The 17,526-nt window shown below is 71.3% G+C and carries 20 protein-coding genes; 12 read left to right on the top strand and 8 right to left on the bottom strand.

Annotation, left to right across the window (positions count from 1 at the left end):
* Positions 1-4: 4 nt before the first annotated feature.
* The 9 genes from RM590_RS02885 (at position 5) to RM590_RS02845 (ending at position 9,134) form a co-directional block, all read left to right on the top strand.
* Positions 5-1,153, top strand: coding sequence for an MFS transporter (locus tag RM590_RS02885; RefSeq protein ID WP_311702839.1), 1,149 nt, complete (start codon positions 5-7; stop codon positions 1,151-1,153).
* Between the two features lie 326 nt (positions 1,154-1,479).
* A complete protein-coding gene (locus tag RM590_RS02880; RefSeq protein ID WP_311702714.1) occupies positions 1,480-3,261 on the top strand; it encodes a hypothetical protein in 1,782 nt (593 codons plus the stop codon).
* A gap of 22 nt (positions 3,262-3,283) precedes the next feature.
* Positions 3,284-4,810, top strand: a complete 1,527-nt coding sequence (locus RM590_RS02875) for a type 1 periplasmic-binding domain-containing protein (protein WP_311702713.1) — start codon at positions 3,284-3,286, stop codon at positions 4,808-4,810.
* A 245-nt stretch (positions 4,811-5,055) separates the two neighbouring features.
* Positions 5,056-5,607: a GNAT family N-acetyltransferase gene (locus RM590_RS02870; RefSeq protein WP_311702712.1), complete on the top strand. Its 552-nt coding sequence runs from the start codon at positions 5,056-5,058 to the stop codon at positions 5,605-5,607.
* Entirely contained in the window at positions 5,556-6,326 is a 771-nt protein-coding gene (locus tag RM590_RS02865; protein ID WP_311702711.1) for a DUF6183 family protein, read from the top strand. The genes RM590_RS02870 and RM590_RS02865 overlap by 52 nt, the downstream gene beginning before the upstream one ends.
* 251 nt (positions 6,327-6,577) lie before the next feature.
* Positions 6,578-6,808, top strand: coding sequence for a MarR family winged helix-turn-helix transcriptional regulator (locus RM590_RS02860; protein ID WP_394813775.1), 231 nt, complete (start codon positions 6,578-6,580; stop codon positions 6,806-6,808).
* A gap of 121 nt (positions 6,809-6,929) precedes the next feature.
* Positions 6,930-7,691: a class I SAM-dependent methyltransferase gene (locus RM590_RS02855; protein WP_311702709.1), complete on the top strand. Its 762-nt coding sequence runs from the start codon at positions 6,930-6,932 to the stop codon at positions 7,689-7,691.
* Between the two features lie 127 nt (positions 7,692-7,818).
* Positions 7,819-8,445, top strand: a complete 627-nt coding sequence (locus RM590_RS02850; RefSeq protein WP_311702708.1) for a maleylpyruvate isomerase N-terminal domain-containing protein — start codon at positions 7,819-7,821, stop codon at positions 8,443-8,445.
* 152 nt (positions 8,446-8,597) lie between these two features.
* On the top strand, positions 8,598-9,134 hold the full coding sequence (locus RM590_RS02845) for a GrpB family protein (RefSeq protein ID WP_311702707.1): 537 nt from the start codon (positions 8,598-8,600) through the stop codon (positions 9,132-9,134).
* Positions 9,135-9,304: 170 nt separating this feature from the next.
* On the opposite strand, the gene RM590_RS02840 is transcribed toward RM590_RS02845, so the two are convergent.
* The 6 genes from RM590_RS02840 to RM590_RS02815 form a co-directional block, all read right to left on the bottom strand.
* Positions 9,305-10,207, bottom strand: coding sequence for a JmjC domain-containing protein (locus RM590_RS02840; protein ID WP_311702706.1), 903 nt, complete (start codon positions 10,205-10,207; stop codon positions 9,305-9,307).
* 27 nt (positions 10,208-10,234) lie between these two features.
* Positions 10,235-10,684: a hypothetical protein gene (locus RM590_RS02835; protein ID WP_311702705.1), complete on the bottom strand. Its 450-nt coding sequence runs from the start codon at positions 10,682-10,684 to the stop codon at positions 10,235-10,237.
* A gap of 32 nt (positions 10,685-10,716) precedes the next feature.
* On the bottom strand, positions 10,717-10,956 hold the full coding sequence (locus RM590_RS02830; RefSeq protein WP_311702704.1) for a DUF397 domain-containing protein: 240 nt from the start codon (positions 10,954-10,956) through the stop codon (positions 10,717-10,719).
* Between the two features lie 129 nt (positions 10,957-11,085).
* Complete coding sequence (locus RM590_RS02825; protein WP_311702703.1) at positions 11,086-11,931, bottom strand: helix-turn-helix domain-containing protein; 846 nt, start codon at positions 11,929-11,931, stop codon at positions 11,086-11,088.
* 27 nt (positions 11,932-11,958) lie between these two features.
* Positions 11,959-12,477, bottom strand: a complete 519-nt coding sequence (locus RM590_RS02820; RefSeq protein WP_311702702.1) for a DUF6879 family protein — start codon at positions 12,475-12,477, stop codon at positions 11,959-11,961.
* Positions 12,461-12,691 (bottom strand): hypothetical protein, encoded by a 231-nt coding sequence (locus tag RM590_RS02815; protein ID WP_311702701.1) that lies wholly within the window; start codon positions 12,689-12,691, stop codon positions 12,461-12,463. Before RM590_RS02815 ends, RM590_RS02820 begins: the two co-directional genes overlap by 17 nt.
* A gap of 331 nt (positions 12,692-13,022) precedes the next feature.
* Between RM590_RS02815 and RM590_RS02810 the strand changes: the two genes are divergently transcribed.
* Together RM590_RS02810 and RM590_RS02805 are read left to right on the top strand one after the other, a co-directional pair.
* Complete coding sequence (locus RM590_RS02810) at positions 13,023-14,222, top strand: helix-turn-helix domain-containing protein (protein ID WP_311702700.1); 1,200 nt, start codon at positions 13,023-13,025, stop codon at positions 14,220-14,222.
* A gap of 115 nt (positions 14,223-14,337) precedes the next feature.
* Positions 14,338-14,814, top strand: a complete 477-nt coding sequence (locus RM590_RS02805; protein ID WP_311702699.1) for a hypothetical protein — start codon at positions 14,338-14,340, stop codon at positions 14,812-14,814.
* A 375-nt stretch (positions 14,815-15,189) separates the two neighbouring features.
* Here RM590_RS02805 and RM590_RS02800 read toward each other — a convergent pair whose 3' ends face one another.
* Positions 15,190-15,780, bottom strand: a complete 591-nt coding sequence (locus RM590_RS02800; protein ID WP_311702698.1) for a TetR family transcriptional regulator — start codon at positions 15,778-15,780, stop codon at positions 15,190-15,192.
* A gap of 95 nt (positions 15,781-15,875) precedes the next feature.
* Here RM590_RS02800 and RM590_RS02795 point away from each other — a divergent pair, with 95 nt between their 5' ends.
* The gene (locus tag RM590_RS02795; RefSeq protein WP_311702697.1) at positions 15,876-16,838 is read left to right on the top strand and encodes an aldo/keto reductase; all 963 of its coding nucleotides are present in this window, start codon (positions 15,876-15,878) and stop codon (positions 16,836-16,838) included.
* Between the two features lie 39 nt (positions 16,839-16,877).
* Here the strand turns inward: RM590_RS02795 and RM590_RS02790 are convergent, their stop codons facing one another.
* Positions 16,878-17,225 carry a hypothetical protein gene (locus RM590_RS02790; protein ID WP_311702696.1) on the bottom strand — a complete coding sequence of 116 codons (348 nt, stop codon included), beginning with the start codon at positions 17,223-17,225 and terminating at the stop codon, positions 16,878-16,880.
* Positions 17,226-17,526 lie beyond the last annotated feature (301 nt).

Raw genomic sequence — 17,526 nt, 5'->3', positions numbered from 1 at the left:
GAACATGAACCAAGCCCGTCCAGTCATCGCGCTGCTGTCCGCCGGACACGCCTGCGTGGACTTCTACCAGGGCGCCGTCGCCGCGCTGGTGCCGTTCCTGGTGGCCGAGCGCGGCTACGGATACGCAGCCGCCTCCGGGATCGTGCTCGCCGCGTCGCTCCTGTCGTCCGTGGTGCAGCCGCTCTTCGGGGCGCTCACCGACCGGTGGGCGCTGCCCTGGCTGCTGCCGGTGAGCACGGCCGTGGCCGGGGCGGGCATCGGGCTCAGCGGCGTGAGCGACGCGTACGCGCCGACGCTGGCCGCCGTCGCGCTCTCCGGGGTGGGCGTCGCCGCCTACCACCCGGAGTCGGCGCGCGTGGCGCGCGCCGCGAGCCGGGGCAGCCACACGGCGATGGGCTGGTTCGCGCTGGGCGGCAACGTGGGGTTCGCCGCCGCGCCGCTCCTGGTCGCGCCCGTCATCGCCCTCGGCGGGCTGGGCGCCTCGCCGCTGCTGGTCGTGCCCGCCGTGGCCGGCAGCGCGCTGTGCGCGGCGGCGCTCCGGGCGGGCCGGGCGCGGGTCGTGCCCGGCGCGGCCCCCGGGGAGCGGTCGCCGGCCGCCGCCGACGACCTGGGCTCGTTCCGCAGGCTGTCGGGGGCCATCGTCTTCCGCGCCATCGTGTTCGTCGGCCTCAGCTCGTTCATCGGTGTCTACGCGGGCGAACGGACCGGCGGCGGCGAAACGGCGGGCGCCGTCGCGCTGTTCACGCTCTACCTCGGCGGCGCGGTCGGCACCGTGCTGGGCGGCGCGCTGGCCACCCGGTTCGGACGGGTGCGCGTGGTGGCCTCGTCGTACGCGGCGGCCGTGCCCGCCGTGGCCGGTGTCGTGCTGGTGCCGGGCGCGGCGTGGTACGGGTTCGTGGCGCTCACCTCGGCCGCGCTGTACATCCCGTTCTCGCTCCAAGTCACCCTGGGGCAGGACTACTTGCCCACCCGCGTGGGCACCGCCAGCGGCGTCACCCTGGGCCTGACCGTCAGCATCGGCGGCATCGCCACCCCGCTCATCGGCGCCCTGGCGGACGCGACGTCCCTGGGCACCGCGCTCGCCCCGCTGATCGCGCTGCCCGTCCTGTCCTGGCTGCTGACGCGGGCCCTGCCGGAACCGGCCGTCCGGTGACCGCGTCGACCGACATCGCACGCCTGGCGGGCGCCACGGTGGTCCGAGCTCTGCCGCTCAGCGTCTCCTCGTCCTGACCGACCGACGCGGACTGAGGCGCTACCACCCCTCCCAGTGCAGGACTTGATCCCGGGGGATCCGGTGGGCGGGCCTGAAGTCGGTGCCGATCGTGAACGCCACCACCGGCACCCGAGTGCGCCCCGGCGAGGACACCGCAGAGTCACTGTCCGGCAACAGGACGGGCGGAGCCCCGCACCGCGGCGACGAATTCGTTAAGGTGATGAAGCGTCAGTCGATGCCGTGCCGACGGGCACCCGGGGGGTTACATGGCGGGGGCGAGACAGCCGGTCTTCGAGCGGCAGACGGCCATCCAGGGGATACGCGCGCTGATCCAGCCGACCTATCCGCTGCCACCGGAGCACCGCCGTCCCGTTGTGTTCTTCGAGGGCGGGCACGGCAGCGGCAAGACACTGCTCCTGGACGACCTCACCGCCCGGATCGAGCAGCACGTGCCGTACGGGCGCGTCGACTTCGCCGAGCCCCGGCACGAGGACATCCCGCACACCCTGTCCGACCTGGCCGGGCAGCTCACCCGGTACCGGCCGCGGTACGCAAGACTCCGCTTTCCCCGGCTGCTCATCGGACTGCTCGTGCAGTTGCCGCTCAACGCGCTGGCCGCGCTGATGGGCTTCACCTTCACCAGCCGCTCGCAGCGGTGGTTCGGCCACCGGGACCGCGGGTTGACCAACAAGGGAGTGGACACCCTCGTCGAGCTGAACGCCTGGGCGCAGGAGGCGCGGAACGATCCGGCCGGCCCACAAGGCAGGGCGGCCCGGGACCGGGTGGCGGGCCTGCTCTGCGAGGCGTTCCTCGCCGATCTGCGGGACTGCCCGCGGCGGGTGCGCGGGCTCCAGACCCCGTTGCTCCTGCTCGACAACGCGGACCAGCCCGCCGGCCGGGTCTTCCTGCGGCGCTTACAGGAGGCGCGGCCTCCACTCCAGCCGACGGACCACGCCGAGCCGCTGACCGTGGTCGCCACCGGCCGCGGCCCGATTCCGGAGATGTCCGAGGGCCCGGTGGCCCGGCTGGAGGAGGTGGTCGGCAGCTCCGACGGGCCGGGCGACGAGTATCCGGCGTGGCTCCGTTACCGGCTACCGGATCTGACGCGGGCGGACATCCAGCGCCTCATGGACGGTGCTTCCGGCCGCGGCCGGGTGGACCGGCGGCTGGTCCGGCTCGTGCACGAGTTCACCGCCGGACATCCGGAGGCGGTGGGGGTGCTGGCCGCGGTCGCCGCGCGCCCGCCCTATCCGGCCGACGGCGTTGGACAGTTGCTCGCGCAGCCCGTGCCGGCCGCCGATGAGCCCGATACCACGGCGGCGGGCACGGCCGAGGAGTGGCTGCTGTCCCGTCTGGGGGCGGCCGAGGAGCCCCAGCTCGCCGCGCTCGCGACCTGTGCCGCGGCCCGGAGCGAGACGAGCGGCCTGTGGCTCAGCCACCAGTCGGACCTGGTGGACGCGGTGTCGGGCGACCGCGTGCGGCGGGCGGCCCCCTGGGCGGCCGAGAGCGAAACGGGCACGGCGGTGCTGCGGCGGCTGCTGCTGCGCCGACTGGCCGCCAGGTCGCCGGACCATCCGGCGGACTGGATGACCGTGCACCGGCGGCTGCGCGGCTTCTGCGAGGAACGCGGCGACCAGGCCGGGGAGTTGTACCACCGGCTGGCCATGGACGACCTGGCGGACGTGGCGCTTGAACTGGCCCGGCGGCTGCCGGCGACGCCGGGCCGCGAGTGGCTGGACCTGCTGCGCGCCACCGCGACCGCGCCCATCGGTCCGGCCGAGCGGCACCTGCGGGATCCCTACGCCCTGTTCCACGAGTGCGTGAACGGGATGTCGGTCGTCTCCCTCGACGCCACGGCGACCCAGGTCGTTCACCTGGTGGCCGCGCTGCGGATCGTCCAGGATCCGCTGTGCGGCGTGTCCCGGGAATTTCTCCATGCCCAGATCGCCAGCACGCTGAGTGCCCTGGCCCCGAAGTCGCCGGACGGCCTCGTCGTGTTGCAGCGGGCCGTGTCCGAGTACCAGCAGCAGGCGCAGTGGTGGGGCTGACGCCGATGTCCGAGGAGGGCCCATGTCCTTTCGCCAGGCGGCCGGCAGGAACGAGTTCGAGAACCCGCCTCGCCGCGGGGCCAGGCTGCTTCTGGGCGTGGCGGGCGTCATCACCGTCGTGCTCGTCGCCTTCCTGGTCGTCTGGCTGCCGGACCGGCTCGACTGCGACGGCGCCGACCTGACGGAGCGCGAGGGCGAGTGCGTCGGCGTCACGGACGGCTCCCCCGCCTTCCTGCCCACCGGTGACGACGAACTGGACGACGGGTTCCGCGCGGTCCAGGAGCTGATCAAGGAGGAGAACGACCGGGTGGCCGAGCAGGGAGACCCGTACGTGAAGGTCGGGTTGCTGGCCACGTTGACCCCGGACGACGAGGGCCCGCAGGCGCCGCAGCGGGTCCTGCACGCGTTGGAGGGCGCGTACACCGCCCAGATGCGCGCCAACCAGACCCGGCAGCTCGGCGACCCCGCGCCGCAGATCCAGCTGCACCTCGCCAACGTGGGCAGCCGCCATGAACAGTGGCAGCCCGCGGTGGACCGGCTGGTGTCGATGGCCGACGACACCGACCCGCTGGTCGCCGTGGTCGGCCTGTCCGTCAGCACCCGGCACAGCCAGGAGGCCGCCAAGCGACTGGCCGACCACGGCATTCCCATCGTCGCCTCGTCGGCCAGCGCGGACGGGCTGAACTCCGCTTCGGTGCCCGGTCTGATCCGCGTCACCGCGAGCAACACCGACTTCGTCACGGCGCTGCGCCAGTACGTCCGGGACCGCGAGCAGCTGACCGAGGCCATCCTGGTCTACGACGAGAACGCGCCCGATCTGCACGTGACCACCCTGACCGAGGCGTTCCGCGAGCTGATGGCCGACGAACTCGGCGCGAACCCGGACCAGCCCTTCCAGGGCACCACGGTGGACCGGGACGCCTCGGCCGCCCTGTTCGACGCCGCGGTGCGGAACATCTGCCAGGCCGAGGTCGACATGGTGCTCTTCGCGGGCCGTACCGGCGACCTGCACGCGTTCGTCGAATCCCTGCACAGCCGCTCCTGCCGGGAGGAGCCGATGACGGTGCTCTTCGTGGAGACCGGCCCCGTGGTCGACGTGGACGCGGAACAGCGCCTCGCCGAGAACAACATCACCATCGTCCAGGCGTCGGCGATGGATCCGGCCTGGTCCCGGGACTTCGGCCCCGAGTCGGACGCGCCCGCCGGGTTCCAGGGCTTCTTCGAGCAGTACGACACGCACATCGGGTATGTGGAGGACGTGCCGGCGGCCCTGGCGGACGGCTACGCCGTGGCCAACCACGACGCGATGGCGACGGCCATCCGCGCCATCCGGGTGAGCCACGCCCAGGACCCGGAGTCGCCGATGACCAGCGACCGGGTCGGCGACGCGCTGTTCCTGCTGCACCTGGGCAACGCGGTGGAGGCCGCCAGCGGAACGCTGCACTTCACCACGGATCGCCAGGGCGACCCGGGCGGCAAACCCGTGCCGATCATCGAGACCCCACCCGGCCCGACGCCGCCGGAGCTGTACACCACCCCGGTGCCCTGAACTGGGAACGGCCCAGCGCGCTGGCCGAGTTGCGGGTCAGCGGCCTGGCCGGGCATCTGGCGCGAGCGGTTTTCGACGTCGAGCGCTGGCTGGCGGAGCCGCCACGGTCGGGCGGGGCACCCATCGATGCCGTCGCCTACTTCCCGAAACCGCGAGGTGGGGGAGCGGGAGGCGGACATTCCGTCACCATCCGCCGCACAGAAGGGCGTTGGCACGCCACCGCAGCGCGCTTTAGGCTCGATCGGGTGGAGCAACCGACGATCGACGCGGGGCGGTTGCGGCTGAGGCCGTTCACCGCGGATGACATCGACTGGGTGCACCAGGTGGCGCTCGACCCGCTGATGCGGACGTTCATCGACCTGCCGTCGCCCTACCGGCGGGAGCACGCCGAGCACTTCGTCGAGCGCCTGGTGAGGGAGGGCTGGGCCACCCGGCGGCGCGTGGAGTACCTGGCCGAGGACGCCGCCACGGGCGAACGCCTCGGCCGCGCGGGGCTGAGCCTGAAGACGGGCGGCGCGGCCGAGGTCGGCTACTGGGTGGACCCCGCCGCCCGGGGGAGGGGCGTGGCGACGACGGCGGTCACCGCCCTGTGCGGCTGGGCGTTCGCCACCCTGGGCCTGGGCATCGTCCACTGGCGCGCGGAGGTCGGCAACGACGCCTCGCGCCGCGTCGCCGAGAAGGCCGGGTTCCGGGTCGAGGCGACGCTGCGGCAGCGCGTGGTGCACCGCGGGCAACGGGTGGACGCGTGGCTCGGCTCGATGCTTCCGGAGGAACTGTGCCCCGTGGCCGACGAGTAGCCGCGACCGGTGGTGCGGAGGGCATCGTCGCCGGGCTGCGGGGTCAGTCACCCGGCCAGCGGCATCATCCGCTGGGCCGACTTCCGTTGTTTCTCCGGGAGTTGGAGGGGCGACCGCCGATGCCGCACTACGGCGTGAACGGCTCGGGCAGCTCGGCCGGCCTGGATTGGCTCCGGGACCACGACGACCCGCTGCCGCGTCCGGCCGCCGTGCCCGTCGTGGCGGAGACGACCGCTCCGCCGACGGCCCGGGCCCTCGCGCGCGCCGTCACCAGCTGGACCGAGGGCTCCAACGGCCGGATCGAGGCCCGGACGTTCGCCTTCGCCGAGCCGGTCGGGGACGTGCCCGCCGCGCTGGCGGCCCTGGACCTGGACTGCCTGCGCGGGCTCGGCCCCCGCACCGGCTTCTTTTTCGCCGCCTGTCCGCCCGCCGAGGTCTGGGACACCCTGTTCCGGGCGGCCTCCGCCGGCGGCGCCTACAGCAGCGGCTGGTACGGGGCCCACGGCCGGCTGGCCGCCTGGGAGTCGCTGGGCGCGCTGTCCGGAGCCGACCCCTGGCCCTTCGTCGAGGAGATCGAACGGCGGGCCGCCGGGGCCGAGTTGTACCGGTTCGGCGCGCAGAGCCGCTGGTACTTCGGCGAATCATGGGACATCGGCCTGGCCGCGCTCACCGACGGCCGCCGGCGGCTGGCGGTGCTGGCGGCGACCGACACGGACTGAGGCGCTACCACCGCTCCCAGTGCAGGACTTGATCCCGGGGAATCCGGTGGGCGGGCCTTTCCGCGCCTTGCCGGGGAGCGCCCGGACATCGCCCTGTGCCGGGCCTCGGCAGCCGTCGCCCGCGCCGCGGAGGCCCGGGCGAACGAACTCGGCCTGGGCGTCGGGCCGCACCTGGTCCTGAAGATGCTCGCGGCGGTCGGCCCAGCTCGCAGCGGGTCCTCAGCGACGAACTTCGCATCGACCGCAGCGTGATGGTCGGCATTTGCGACAGCCTGGAACGTTCCGGCCACGTCCGCCGCGAACGCGCACCCGGCGACCGCCGCGCCTACGCCGTCACCATCACCGACTCCGGCCACCGCGAACTCGCCCGGGCCGAGGCGGCGGTGCCCGCGTTCCTCGATGACACGTTCGAGTCCCTCACCCCCGCCGAGCGGGAGCAACTGTCCGATCTCTTCGGCAAGTTGCTGGGCGCCCACGGCTGACGCCACCCGCCGTGGCAGGCGGGCCCTCCGGCGACGCCGGAACCGGGACGCGCCGAATTGACGTCGATCGCCAGGACGACGCCAGTGCGATATGCCGAGATGACATGACGGAGACCGCAGCTTGCCCACCGCCGACCACCATGCCCAGCCCGCACCTCCGGCCCGGGTGAACGACTATGACAGCTTCGCCGAGGCGTACTCGGCCCTCGGCGAGACCAGCCTCCTGAACGCCTACTACGAGCGGCCCGCGATGCTGTCCCTCGCCGGGGACGTGACAGGCCGCCGGATCCTCGACGCCGGCTGCGGCGCCGGCCCCCTGTTCGCCGCACTGCGCGAACGAGGTGCCCTCGTTACCGGCCTCGACTCCAGCGCCGGGATGGTGGAGCTGGCCCGGCGGCGGCTGGGTGCAGACGCGGACCTGCACGTGGCCGACCTGGGCGACCCGCTGCCGTTCGCCGACGGCGCGTTCGACGACGTCCTCGCCTCGCTGGTGCTGCACTACCTGGAGGACTGGGGACCGACGCTGGCCGAGATGCGGCGAGTGCTCAGGCCCGGCGGTCGACTGATCACATCGGTGCAGCACCCTTTCGTGGACTACGCCACCCAGGATCCTCGGCCCGACTATCACGCGACCACCAACTACACCCAGGATTGGACCGACTTGGTGGGGCAGGCCGCCCGGATGAGCTTCTGGCGCAGGCCACTGCACGCGATGACCGATGCCTTCACGGCAGCCGGCTTCCGGCTGGCCGTCATCAGCGAGCCACAGCCCGATCCGGCCGCCCGCGAGCTGTACCCCGACGACTTCGACGACCTGTCGACCAGAATGTGCTTCCTCCTCTTCGTTCTGGAGGTGCCTCCGGCTACCGGCTCGGCCGAGTAGCGAGCACCTGCGGCCGGCCCGGCGGGGACGTGCTCCACCAGGGTCGGCACTCTCGCACCGATCGGACCGTGATCGTTCTCACCGATAACCGCTGTACTGATATTCCCGAGGCCGTTAACCTCCCGGCGTGATCACCCCGTTTCTCGACACCGCCCAGGTCGTGTCCGGGCTGCTGCGCTCGCCGGCGCTGGCCGAACGCTGGGAACGGCCCAGCGCGCTGGCCGAGTTCCGGGTCAGCGGCCTGGCCGGGCACCTGGCGCGAGCGGTCTTCAACGTCGAGCGCTGGCTCGCGGAGCCGCCACGGTCGGGCGGGACACCCATCGACGCCGTCGCCTACTTCCTGTCCGGCGCCGACCCGGCCCCGGATCTGGACGGCGCGGTGCCGCGCCGGATCCGCGAGGTGGGGGAGCAGGAGGCGGCCGGTGGACCCGCCGCCCTGGCCAAGGAGTTCGACGCGGCCCGCGCCCGGCTGGCGGCGCTGCTGCCGACCCTCCCGCTCGACCGGCCCGTCGGCGTGTTCGCCCATCTGCTGCCCCTGGAGCAGTGCCTGCTCACCCGGCTCGTCGAACTCGTCGTCCACCTCGACGACTTGGCCGTCAGCCTGGAGGTCACCACGCCGCCGGTGCCCGCCGAGGCCAGCGACGCGGTCACCGTCTGCCTCACCCGCATCGCGGTGGCCCGGCACGGAGCCCTCCCGGTGATGCGCGCCCTGTCCCGCCGCGAACGCGCCACCGGCCCGATCGCGGCGTTCTAATCCGCCCAGTCCAGCTGCGCGTCGGGCACGCCGCCCGAGCGGGCGTACTCCTCGGCCGCCCGGCGCCCGGCCGCGTCCCCGCGCGCATAGCGGAAGACGCGCCCGGCGGGGCCGCGCCGTATGCGGGCTCCGGCGGTTCCTAGGATGTGCGCATGGCCATTGACATAGCGGACCACGACCCTTCATGGCCCGACCAGGGAGCGCGGGCCGGGGCGGAGCTGATTGACGCTCTGCCTGGGCTGTTCTTGAACGTCGAGCATGTGGGCAGTACCTCTGTGCCGCGGTTGGTCGCCAAGCCCGTGATCGATCTGATGGCGTCGGTCGCCGCGCTGGACGACGTCACCGCCGACCGGGAGGCCGTGCTGGAGCGGCTGGGCTACCGGTCGCAGGAGACGGGGATGCCCGGGCGGCTGTTCTACTACCGGGACACCGATGCCGGGCGGCGCAGCCATCACCTGCACATCGTCACCGCCGACACCTGGGAGACCCGTAACGAGCGGCTGTTCCGCGACCACCTCCGAGCGCATCCCGAAGTGGCCACCGAGTACGGCGAGTTGAAGCGGCGCGCCGCCGTCGAGGAAGAAGATGGACTCGCCTACACCAAGCGCAAGACGGAGCTGATCCAGCACGTCGTCGATCGAGAGCGCGCCGCTCGCGGTCTGCCGCTCGTGCCGGTGTGGGAGGAGTGACGCGGACCGTGTCGGTGTACTGGAAGTCCTGGACGATGCCCTGAACTGCCTGCCAAGGAGCGACGTTGGACGGGGCAGAGCCCAGGATCGTCCACGACGGGGAGGGCGGGGGCGACGCGGCCGAAGACGTGGCTGTGCATGGTGATGTTGCGACTCCCCGGGGCTGAGAGTTAGGTCGAGTAATCGAGCTCGGTCATGGCGGCCCGGCGCACGGCCGGGGTGAGCATGTTCAGGTCGAGGCCGTTCAAGTACCGCACGAGTGCCCGACGGGTTTCTCGTAGGTGCTCAGTGAGCGCTGAGCCGTTGAGGTCGCCGGGCAGGACGATTCGGCGGAACTCCGGGTCCTCGATCGCACCCTGGATCAGCTTCTCGGCCAGCCACAGCGGAGTGCGCTCGCGGATGGCGAACGTCAGATGGACGCTGTGCGTTTGGGCGTCGGCCACGTAGGGGTTGTGCACCCAGCCTCTCGGCAGGAGGAGCGATTGTCCGGCCCGGAGGTCGATCTCCATATCCGGGCCTGCGGCCTCCCAGTCCGGGATGTAGCTCTCGCGCCAGACCCGCCATGACTCGTTGTATTCACGCATGGGCGCCTCGACAGGCGGGCGCCACAGGCGCCACCGCTTGACGCCCGCCGTCTGCACGATCACGGCCATCTGCTGATCCCACTGGTGGCGAAGTCCCTGGTTGGCGGGGGGCGTTAAAAAAGCGTGGATGTAGTTGCTGTACCCGGTTTCCCGCTGAATGGCGCGGGAGACTGCCGCCATCAACGGGATGACCCGCTGGAGGTTGCCCAGGCGGATCGTGAACCCGTTCTCATAGAGCCTGCGAAGCTTGACCGGATCGGTGCGCCCGTTGGTCAGGTGGGCGTTCTGGTTCAGGGACGGTCCGGGCGCCTTCACGACGGCGATCTCGGTGGCCGGCACGCAGCCCGTGTCGACGTACTCGTTGAGACGGTCGGCGGTGACGTTGCGATCGAAGTCGCCCGCGTCACGCTCGTACACGCGGGGCTCGTCCGGCCACGATGTCAGGAGATCCGCGACTCCCTCTTCGGGAAGCAGAAAGCCGAGCGACATCGTTGCTCTCCTCTCTCTGGTGCCTGATCAGCCAGGCGGTAGGGGACACGGGGTCCGCGGGTGGAACCGGTGCGGGCAGCACACGACCGAGAACGACACCAAGTTCTGCGATCTCATGTAGTGGACCCAGGACACATCAACTCCCCGCGGAAGGGAGTCGGCCGCATAGCGGGTCTTCGTGTCGAGGTCCACGTACGCCTGCCTGCCGTCATCGCGCTCCATGGGCGGGTTCGCGTCGTAGCTCTCCCTCAGCCAGTTCACCGCGCCGGTCACCTCGGTCCAGGTGCGGTCCGCCGCGGTCTGATCCCGGCGCATCAACCAGTGGCCGAGCTGCATCGGCGGAAGAGTCTGCGAGAGGAAGACGCGGGTCTGCTCATCGTTCGGGGAAGTTCCCGGCCGGCGCAGATTCTCCGCACCGTAGGAGTCCCTGGTCCCGATCCACGGACCGTAACCGTGCCAGTGACCTGACCAGCTCATCGACGCCTTTCCGGAGCGTGGGAGGGGCCAGGTCAGAGCTTCAGTCCCCGCCGCGTGGCGTACCCGATGACGAATTCGTCGAGTTCCGCCCCGGTGAAGCGAAGTTCCCTGCCGGCGCCCTCGGGCTTGCTGTCGCGGATGGCGAAAGCCGCGGCCTCGCCAGGAATTCGCGCGACTTCGACGCATGATTCGTGCTCGCCCGAGAGGTTGCCTCCGCAGAAGTTCGTGAAGTCCGCTCCCTCGATGGGGAGGTCGTAGAGGTCCCTGCTCATGAATCCAACCTCCTGCTGCCTCGGTGTGCGGAGAGTGGCTCTCCGCCTCCTTCTGTCGCTTCGCGACACCGACAACGCTAGGGAGGAGGGGAGTTGCGAGGCTACGAGATTGCACAGGATTGCAGAAATTCACCCCTGAGCGGCGGTGGCCTCCAGGATGAGCGCGCGAGCCCTGGCCCCGTAGACGGCCATCTTCGACAGCCGCTCGAAGGCCCGCAAATAGAGTCCGATCTCGGCTCGTCGGGTGACGATGATGTTGGCGGACAGCGTTTCGACCTGCACGCGCCTGTCGTCGAAAGCGAGGAACCCTTCAAGGGTCCACATGCGACGGGGCGTCCCCCGGGGAATCACGCCGAGGGACACGGTCGGGAGGGACATCGCGGTCATCAGATAGCCGAGCTGGCCGGCCATGGTCTCGGCGTCCCCGAAGGGGAAGTACAGCACGTCCTCCTCAACGAGCAGCGCGAAGCGCTTCGAGCCGTCGTAGAGCACCTTGGAACGCTCGACGCGAGCGGTCGCGGCCTCGGGAGCGTCGTTGGGCGTGTCGAAGACGTCGGCGATGGTGCCGAGCAAAGCCTCCGCGTAGCCCTGCGTCTGCAACAAGCCGGGGATGACGTTCGAGCAGTAGACGCGCATGTGCTGGGTGCGCTGGTACAGCAGGACGTCGGACGTCTGGTTGCGCTTCATCCCCGTGCGCTGAAGTTCCCGCCACTCGCGGTACATCAAGTCCACGTCGCGCGAGGCGGCAATGAGATCGGCGGCCTCGGATTCGGCGCCGCAGGCAGCGCACCAGGCACGGATGTCATCGTCCGAGGGTCTGGTCCTGGCGTTTTCGATGCGAGACGCCTTGGCCGGGTGCCAGCCGCACCGGATCGCCAGGTCGCGCCCGGTGAGGCTGGCGTCCCGGCGCAAGTGCCCAAGCCGGGTAGCGATGGCTCTCCGGGCCTCTTGGGCGCTGGAAGACGGCGACGACATGACTGACTGTCCGGTGCGGTGGCTGACTCAGACCTCGAACTTATCGTGGGGAACGGCCGCGTTCCACACGGCCTCGAATGCGGAGGAGCACAACGCGGCGATCTTCGGATCCTCGCTCATCTCCGGCTCGACGGCCTCTCCGGCGCCGGAGAAGTGGTTGAAGCGCACGAGGCGGTCGTCGATGAGCCAGAAGTCGGCGGCGGGCAGGGGGATGCCCAGCGCTTGGCGGCGCGGCAGCCACCGCACCTCCTCGCCGGCCCGGACGTTCAGGGGAGTGAGGGCGTGCTCGTACTTGATGTAGTCGGTCACGGGCTCGGACACGATACGAGCGCGTCGGACGGCGACTCCCCTCTTCGCCACGCTCGCGACGAGTTCCATCCACTCCCCGAGAGCCCTGCGCCCGTCGTCCAGGGTCCAGCGGCCCGAGCGCCAGAGCTTCAACTCCCCCGCTTCCTCCACGACCGCGTACACGTCCCGCATCTCCAGATGGACGGCGGAGCGAGTGGCGGAGGAGAGGAGTTCGTCGAAGCTAGGAACCTGCCTCATCAAGGGCCTTCCTGACGGTATCGATCATGCGGTAAGGGAGGCGGATGACCGCCTCGGTGTTGGGGAGAGGGCTGTCCTGCCGGGTTCGAGCCGTGGTTTCGCCGTCCGCCTTCCAGCCCTGAAGAACGATCTCCTGCTTCTCGTCGTCGACCCAGACAGCGGGGCAGTTACCGCCACCGGTCTCCGGGTCGATCCCGACGAACCGTAGTGCCATGGTGACCTCACCTATTGAGTGGGTTGCATGAACTTGCATAAGAATCGTTCGGTCGGGCGCAGGGCGTCAAGAGCGCACATAGGGAGTGGTCGAGGCACGGCTGGGGGTGTGCCGCGCAACCGCGAGCTGATTCACACCTCCAAGTGATCCGGTAGTCCGGTTACCTCTGGCACTGGAACGTGGGCCAGGACATGTATGGGCCCCCGCATGTGATCGCCCGCGCTGGGCGCACGCACAACGGCCCCGCCGAGGCGGGGCCGTTCGCTGTTCCCCGGTCAACGAGCAGGGGTACCGTTCCGATTGTCGAGACCAGAACGGAGCTCGTTGAACCATGGCTGCGCGCAGCATTGGAGAGCGCCTGAAGGAGGCCCGAAAGCGGCGCGGACTCTCGCAGCGGGAGTTGGCCGACGCCTCCGGGGTATCGCTCTCTCTCATCCGGAAGTTGGAACAAGGGGAACGGCAGGACACCCGGCTGGAGACAGCGCGGCGGTTTGCCTCGGCGCTGCGGATCCCGACCAGCCATCTGATTCCCGCTGAAGCCACGGACGCCGAGGCCGCCGTCGGCCCGGAAGCGGACCGGTGGGCGCCCGTCCGCGCTGCCCTGGCAGGGCCCGCTCGGGACGACGTCGAGGAGCTGCCGACGGTCGTCGGTGTGCGGACCGAACTCGACTCCGCCATCGCCCTGTATTCCGAAGGAGACCTCGCAGGGATCGGTGAGGCACTGCCCCGGCTGATCCGGGACGCCCACGCACTGGCCGAACACGACCCGCGCGGCCGGGCCCTACGGATGGGCGTCATGCAGATCGCGGGCCGCCTGATGACCCAGACCCGGAACTACGACGCCGCCGATACCGCGTTCGACCGCGCCGAGCGCGACGCTCCCGACACCCTCCACGGCGCCGCCCTGGCGAACAACCGGGTGTGGCTCCTGCTGCGACGAGGTCGGCTGGCGGACTCCCGGGCGCTCGCGATCCAGTGGGCGGATGACACCGAGCCGGGACGCCTGTCCCGGGCCACAGCCGGGGAACTGAGCGCCTGGGGCTGGCTGCTTCTGCGTGTCGCCGCCACGGCATCCCGCGACAACAGGCCCGATGAGGCCGAGCACGCGCTCCGGCTGGCGACCGCGGCGGCCGTCACCCTTGGACGCGCCAGCACGTCGGCCACCACGAAGCGGGCTGGTTTCATTCGCCGGTACTCCAGGCTGACGGTGGCGATGCAGCAAGCCGAGCACGCCATGGTCGAGGACCGGCCGGACGCTGTGCTGCGCCTCGCGGACAAGATCCGCGCCGACAAGCTGCCGCCCACCACCGGCAACAGGAACCGGCACCTGCTGGATGTCGCGCACGCCCAAGTCCTCATGAGGCGGCACTCCGACGCGGTGGGGACGTTCCTCACCATCGAGGAGGACGCCCCGCAGTGGCTGCCGCACCAGCGGTACGCCCGCGAGGTTCTGGGCTTGGTCGTGCGCCGGCGGCGGACTCTCACCCCGGAGATGCGGCGGCTCGCGAACCTGGTCAGGCTGCCCCTGTAGCAGCTTGTGGCACTTCTGAACTGCCCGCGTGCGAAGTGCCATTGAGTGCGTATCGGGTGCTCAATAACGTCTCCTGCGTCGACGTTCCGTAATCGATGCGTCACAGGAGTCGATCATGCCTGACGTGCCCCGGCGCATCGCCGCCCAGTTCGATCGTCGCGCGACCCTCGCCGAGGCCGCTGCCGGTATCGGCCCTGACTGGTACCGCGACCCGCCCCAGTGGATGCCCGTGGAGGGCGTGGAACTGCTGCCGTGCGGCCGTTGCTTCGACGCCCTGCAACTGCCCACGTTCGTCGGGGCCCGCGTCATCTCCCGGATGCTGGACCGCTCCGGGCCGGTGATCGAGGATCAGGTGGCCGAGACGCTGTCGTGGCTGGTGAAGCCCGGGGCAGCGGACGGCTGGGAGGAGCGGGTGCCCGGGGTCGCGGTGCTCGGTGCGGGCCGGTCGCTGGCCGTGCCGCCCGCGTCCTGGCGCTGCGGGCCGTCCACGCGGTGGCTGAGGCCCGCGCGGGGCGACTGCCTCACCGACCCCGGGGCGTTGTACGACGCGCTGCGTCACGTGCTCGGCCTCGGCAGGGCGGGCCGTGCCTGAACGTCTTCCGGCCGCCCGGCCGTTGCTCACCTGCGGTGGATGCCGCGGCCTCTACCCGGAGGGAACGCGGCATCTGTGCCCGGCGCCGCCGGAGCGCCTGCCGATCGCGCTGATGGGGCTGGATCTCGACGAGCGGCTGACAAGTGGCCAATGGCGGGGCGACAACTGCGTGCTGTGCGGCCGCCGCCTCGGCCCCCGCTTGCACAGGTGGACACCGCGATGACCACTCAGTGGTTGTCTTGAGGCGGCCGGGGTCAATTCCCCCTCGGCCACGGCGACTCGGCGTCGGATCTGGCCCCGGCCGGAGGTGCCAGCACCAGGACGGGCCCGCGATCAGCGGCGGCTACCGGGCGGTTGGCCGGCCCTCGTGGGGCGTTAGGCGGCGGCGGGGAACAGGCGCTGGACCGCGGTGACGATGGCCGCGCGGCGGGTGGCCAGGTGGTCGGCCCGCTCGTGTGCCGGGAGCGTGCCCGTGAGGTCGGGCTGGTCGGCCCAGGACACGGCGAGCTGATTGACGAAGACGAGGATGTCGAGCGGGTCCCAGGCCGGATCGAGGTGCCCGGCCTCCTGGGCCTTGCGCAACTGTTCGACCTTGTGGGCGACGGTCTGCTGCACCGGGTCGTAGGCCGGTGTGCCGGAGTCGCTCAGTTCCAGTCGGCCCCAGGTCATCAGCCGGAACCGTTCGGGGTGGGCGGCGAAGTAGTCGTGGACCCGGCCCGCGTAGCCGGGCAGGTCGGTGGGGTCCATGCGGGTGGCTTCGGCGACAGCGGCGAGCGCCTGGGCGGAGACGAAGCGGTAGAGCGCTTCCTTGCTGCTGAAATACGCGTAGACCCGTTCCTTGCTCGTCCTGGCGGCCCTGGCGATGCGGTCGATACGGGCTCCGGCGATCCCGTACTGGGAGAACTCGGCCGTGGCCGCGGTGACGACGCGGTCACGGGTGGAGTCGGCGCCGGGCTGGGATGACATACGTCCAGGCTACCGAACTGATTGGTTTGGTCCCGGTGGAAGGCCGCAGTAGCATCAAACCAAACAGTTCGGTTTGACATGAGGAGGAGCGCGTCATGCAGCACAGGACTCTCGGCGGTCAGGGGCTGAAGGTCTCCGCCCTCGGCTACGGCGCGATGGGCATCTCGGCGTTCTATGGCCCCGGCGACGCGGAGCAGGGCGTCGCCGCCATCCAGCGCGCCCACGACCTCGGCGTCACGTTCTTCGACACCGCCGAGCTCTACGGCTGGGGCGAGAACGAGCAGATCGTGGGCCGTGCCGTCGCCGGCTTCCGCGACGAGGTGGTCATCGCCACCAAGTTCGGCTTCACCCGCGACTTCGGGACCGACAGCCGCCCCGAGCACATCCGCGAGGTGGCGGACAACAGCCTGCGCCACCTCGGCGTCGACCGCATCGACGTCCTCTATCAGCACCGCGTCGACCCCGACGTGCCCATCGAGGACGTGGCCGGCGCCGTCAAGGAGCTGATCGACGCGGGCAAGGTGAAGTACTTCGGGCTGAGCGAGGCGGGGCCGGAGACCATCCGCAAGGCCCACGCCGTGCAGCCGGTCTCCGTCCTGCAGACCGAGTACTCCCTCTTCGAGCGCGACGTCGAGCGGCTCTTCCCCACCCTGGACGAACTCGGCATCGGCTTCGTCGCCTATTCCCCGCTCGGCCGCGGCTTCATCACCGGCACCGCCAAGCCCGCCGGCCAGTACGACCCCGCCGACATGCGCAACACCGACCCCCGCTGGCAGCCCGGAAACTTCGAGAAGAACGTCGAGGCCGTCAACCGGCTGGCCGACCTCGCGGCGGGCAAGGGCGCCACCGTCTCCCAACTCGCCCTGGCCTGGCTGCTCACCCGGGGCGAGCACATCGTCCCCATCCCCGGCACCCGCAGCCCCCGGCGCGCCGAGGAGAACGCCGCCGCCGCCGACGTCACCCTGACCGAGGCCGAACTCGCCGCGATCCACGACATCCTGCCCACCGGCGGCTTCGGCGCCCGCTACGCCGGCCAGTCCCTGCCCACCTGGGAGTAACGTCACGGCGGCCGAACGCACTTGGCGTGGGCCGGCCGCTCAGCACCGGGGCGGGGCCGCCCCCGGGACGCGGATGTCCCCGGCCGCCGCCCACGCGTAGTGGTCCGTGCGGACCAGGTACCACGCCGACCGCCTCTCGCCCTCGGCCGCACACAGCACGGACACCCGCTCGCCGTGCGCCGCGGTGGCCGGCGCGGGGGAGGTGGCCGCCGGGGCCTGGCGCAGGGGTGCGCCCGCGCGGGCGACGACCTCGCCGCGCGCCTCGCCGGCGCCCGCGCCGTCGTCCGGGGTGCCGCCGCCCGCGGCCGGCGGCGCGCCGAATGCCGCGGCGGCCAGCAGACCGGTCGCCGCGAAGGCCGAGAGCCGGCCGGCCGGGGACCGGGACATCGCACGCCTCCTCACTCTCCGCAGTCGTTCTCAGGGTAGATGCGGCCGAATGGCGGTGCAAATCACTACAAATGAGGATGGGAATTGAGAGGCGGGACGCGGCTCCGGGGACGTTCGGTGCGTCCCGCGTCTTGACGGGGTGACCGCCGCGATGGCGTGATGGGCAGGACTCGTGGGAGCGCTTCCATGCCTGCCATGGGGTCAGGTCTCAACCCCCCACCCACTCGGAGTCCTAGGGCCTGTGTCGAGTTCCCGGTCGGATCAGCCCGCGGCGTCAGACGCGGTGCCCCCCCAGGCCCTT

Source organism: Streptomyces litchfieldiae, from assembly GCF_031845365.1.
Classification (GTDB): domain Bacteria; phylum Actinomycetota; class Actinomycetes; order Streptomycetales; family Streptomycetaceae; genus Streptomyces; species Streptomyces litchfieldiae.
This window is presented reverse-complemented; position numbering and strand designations above follow the sequence as displayed.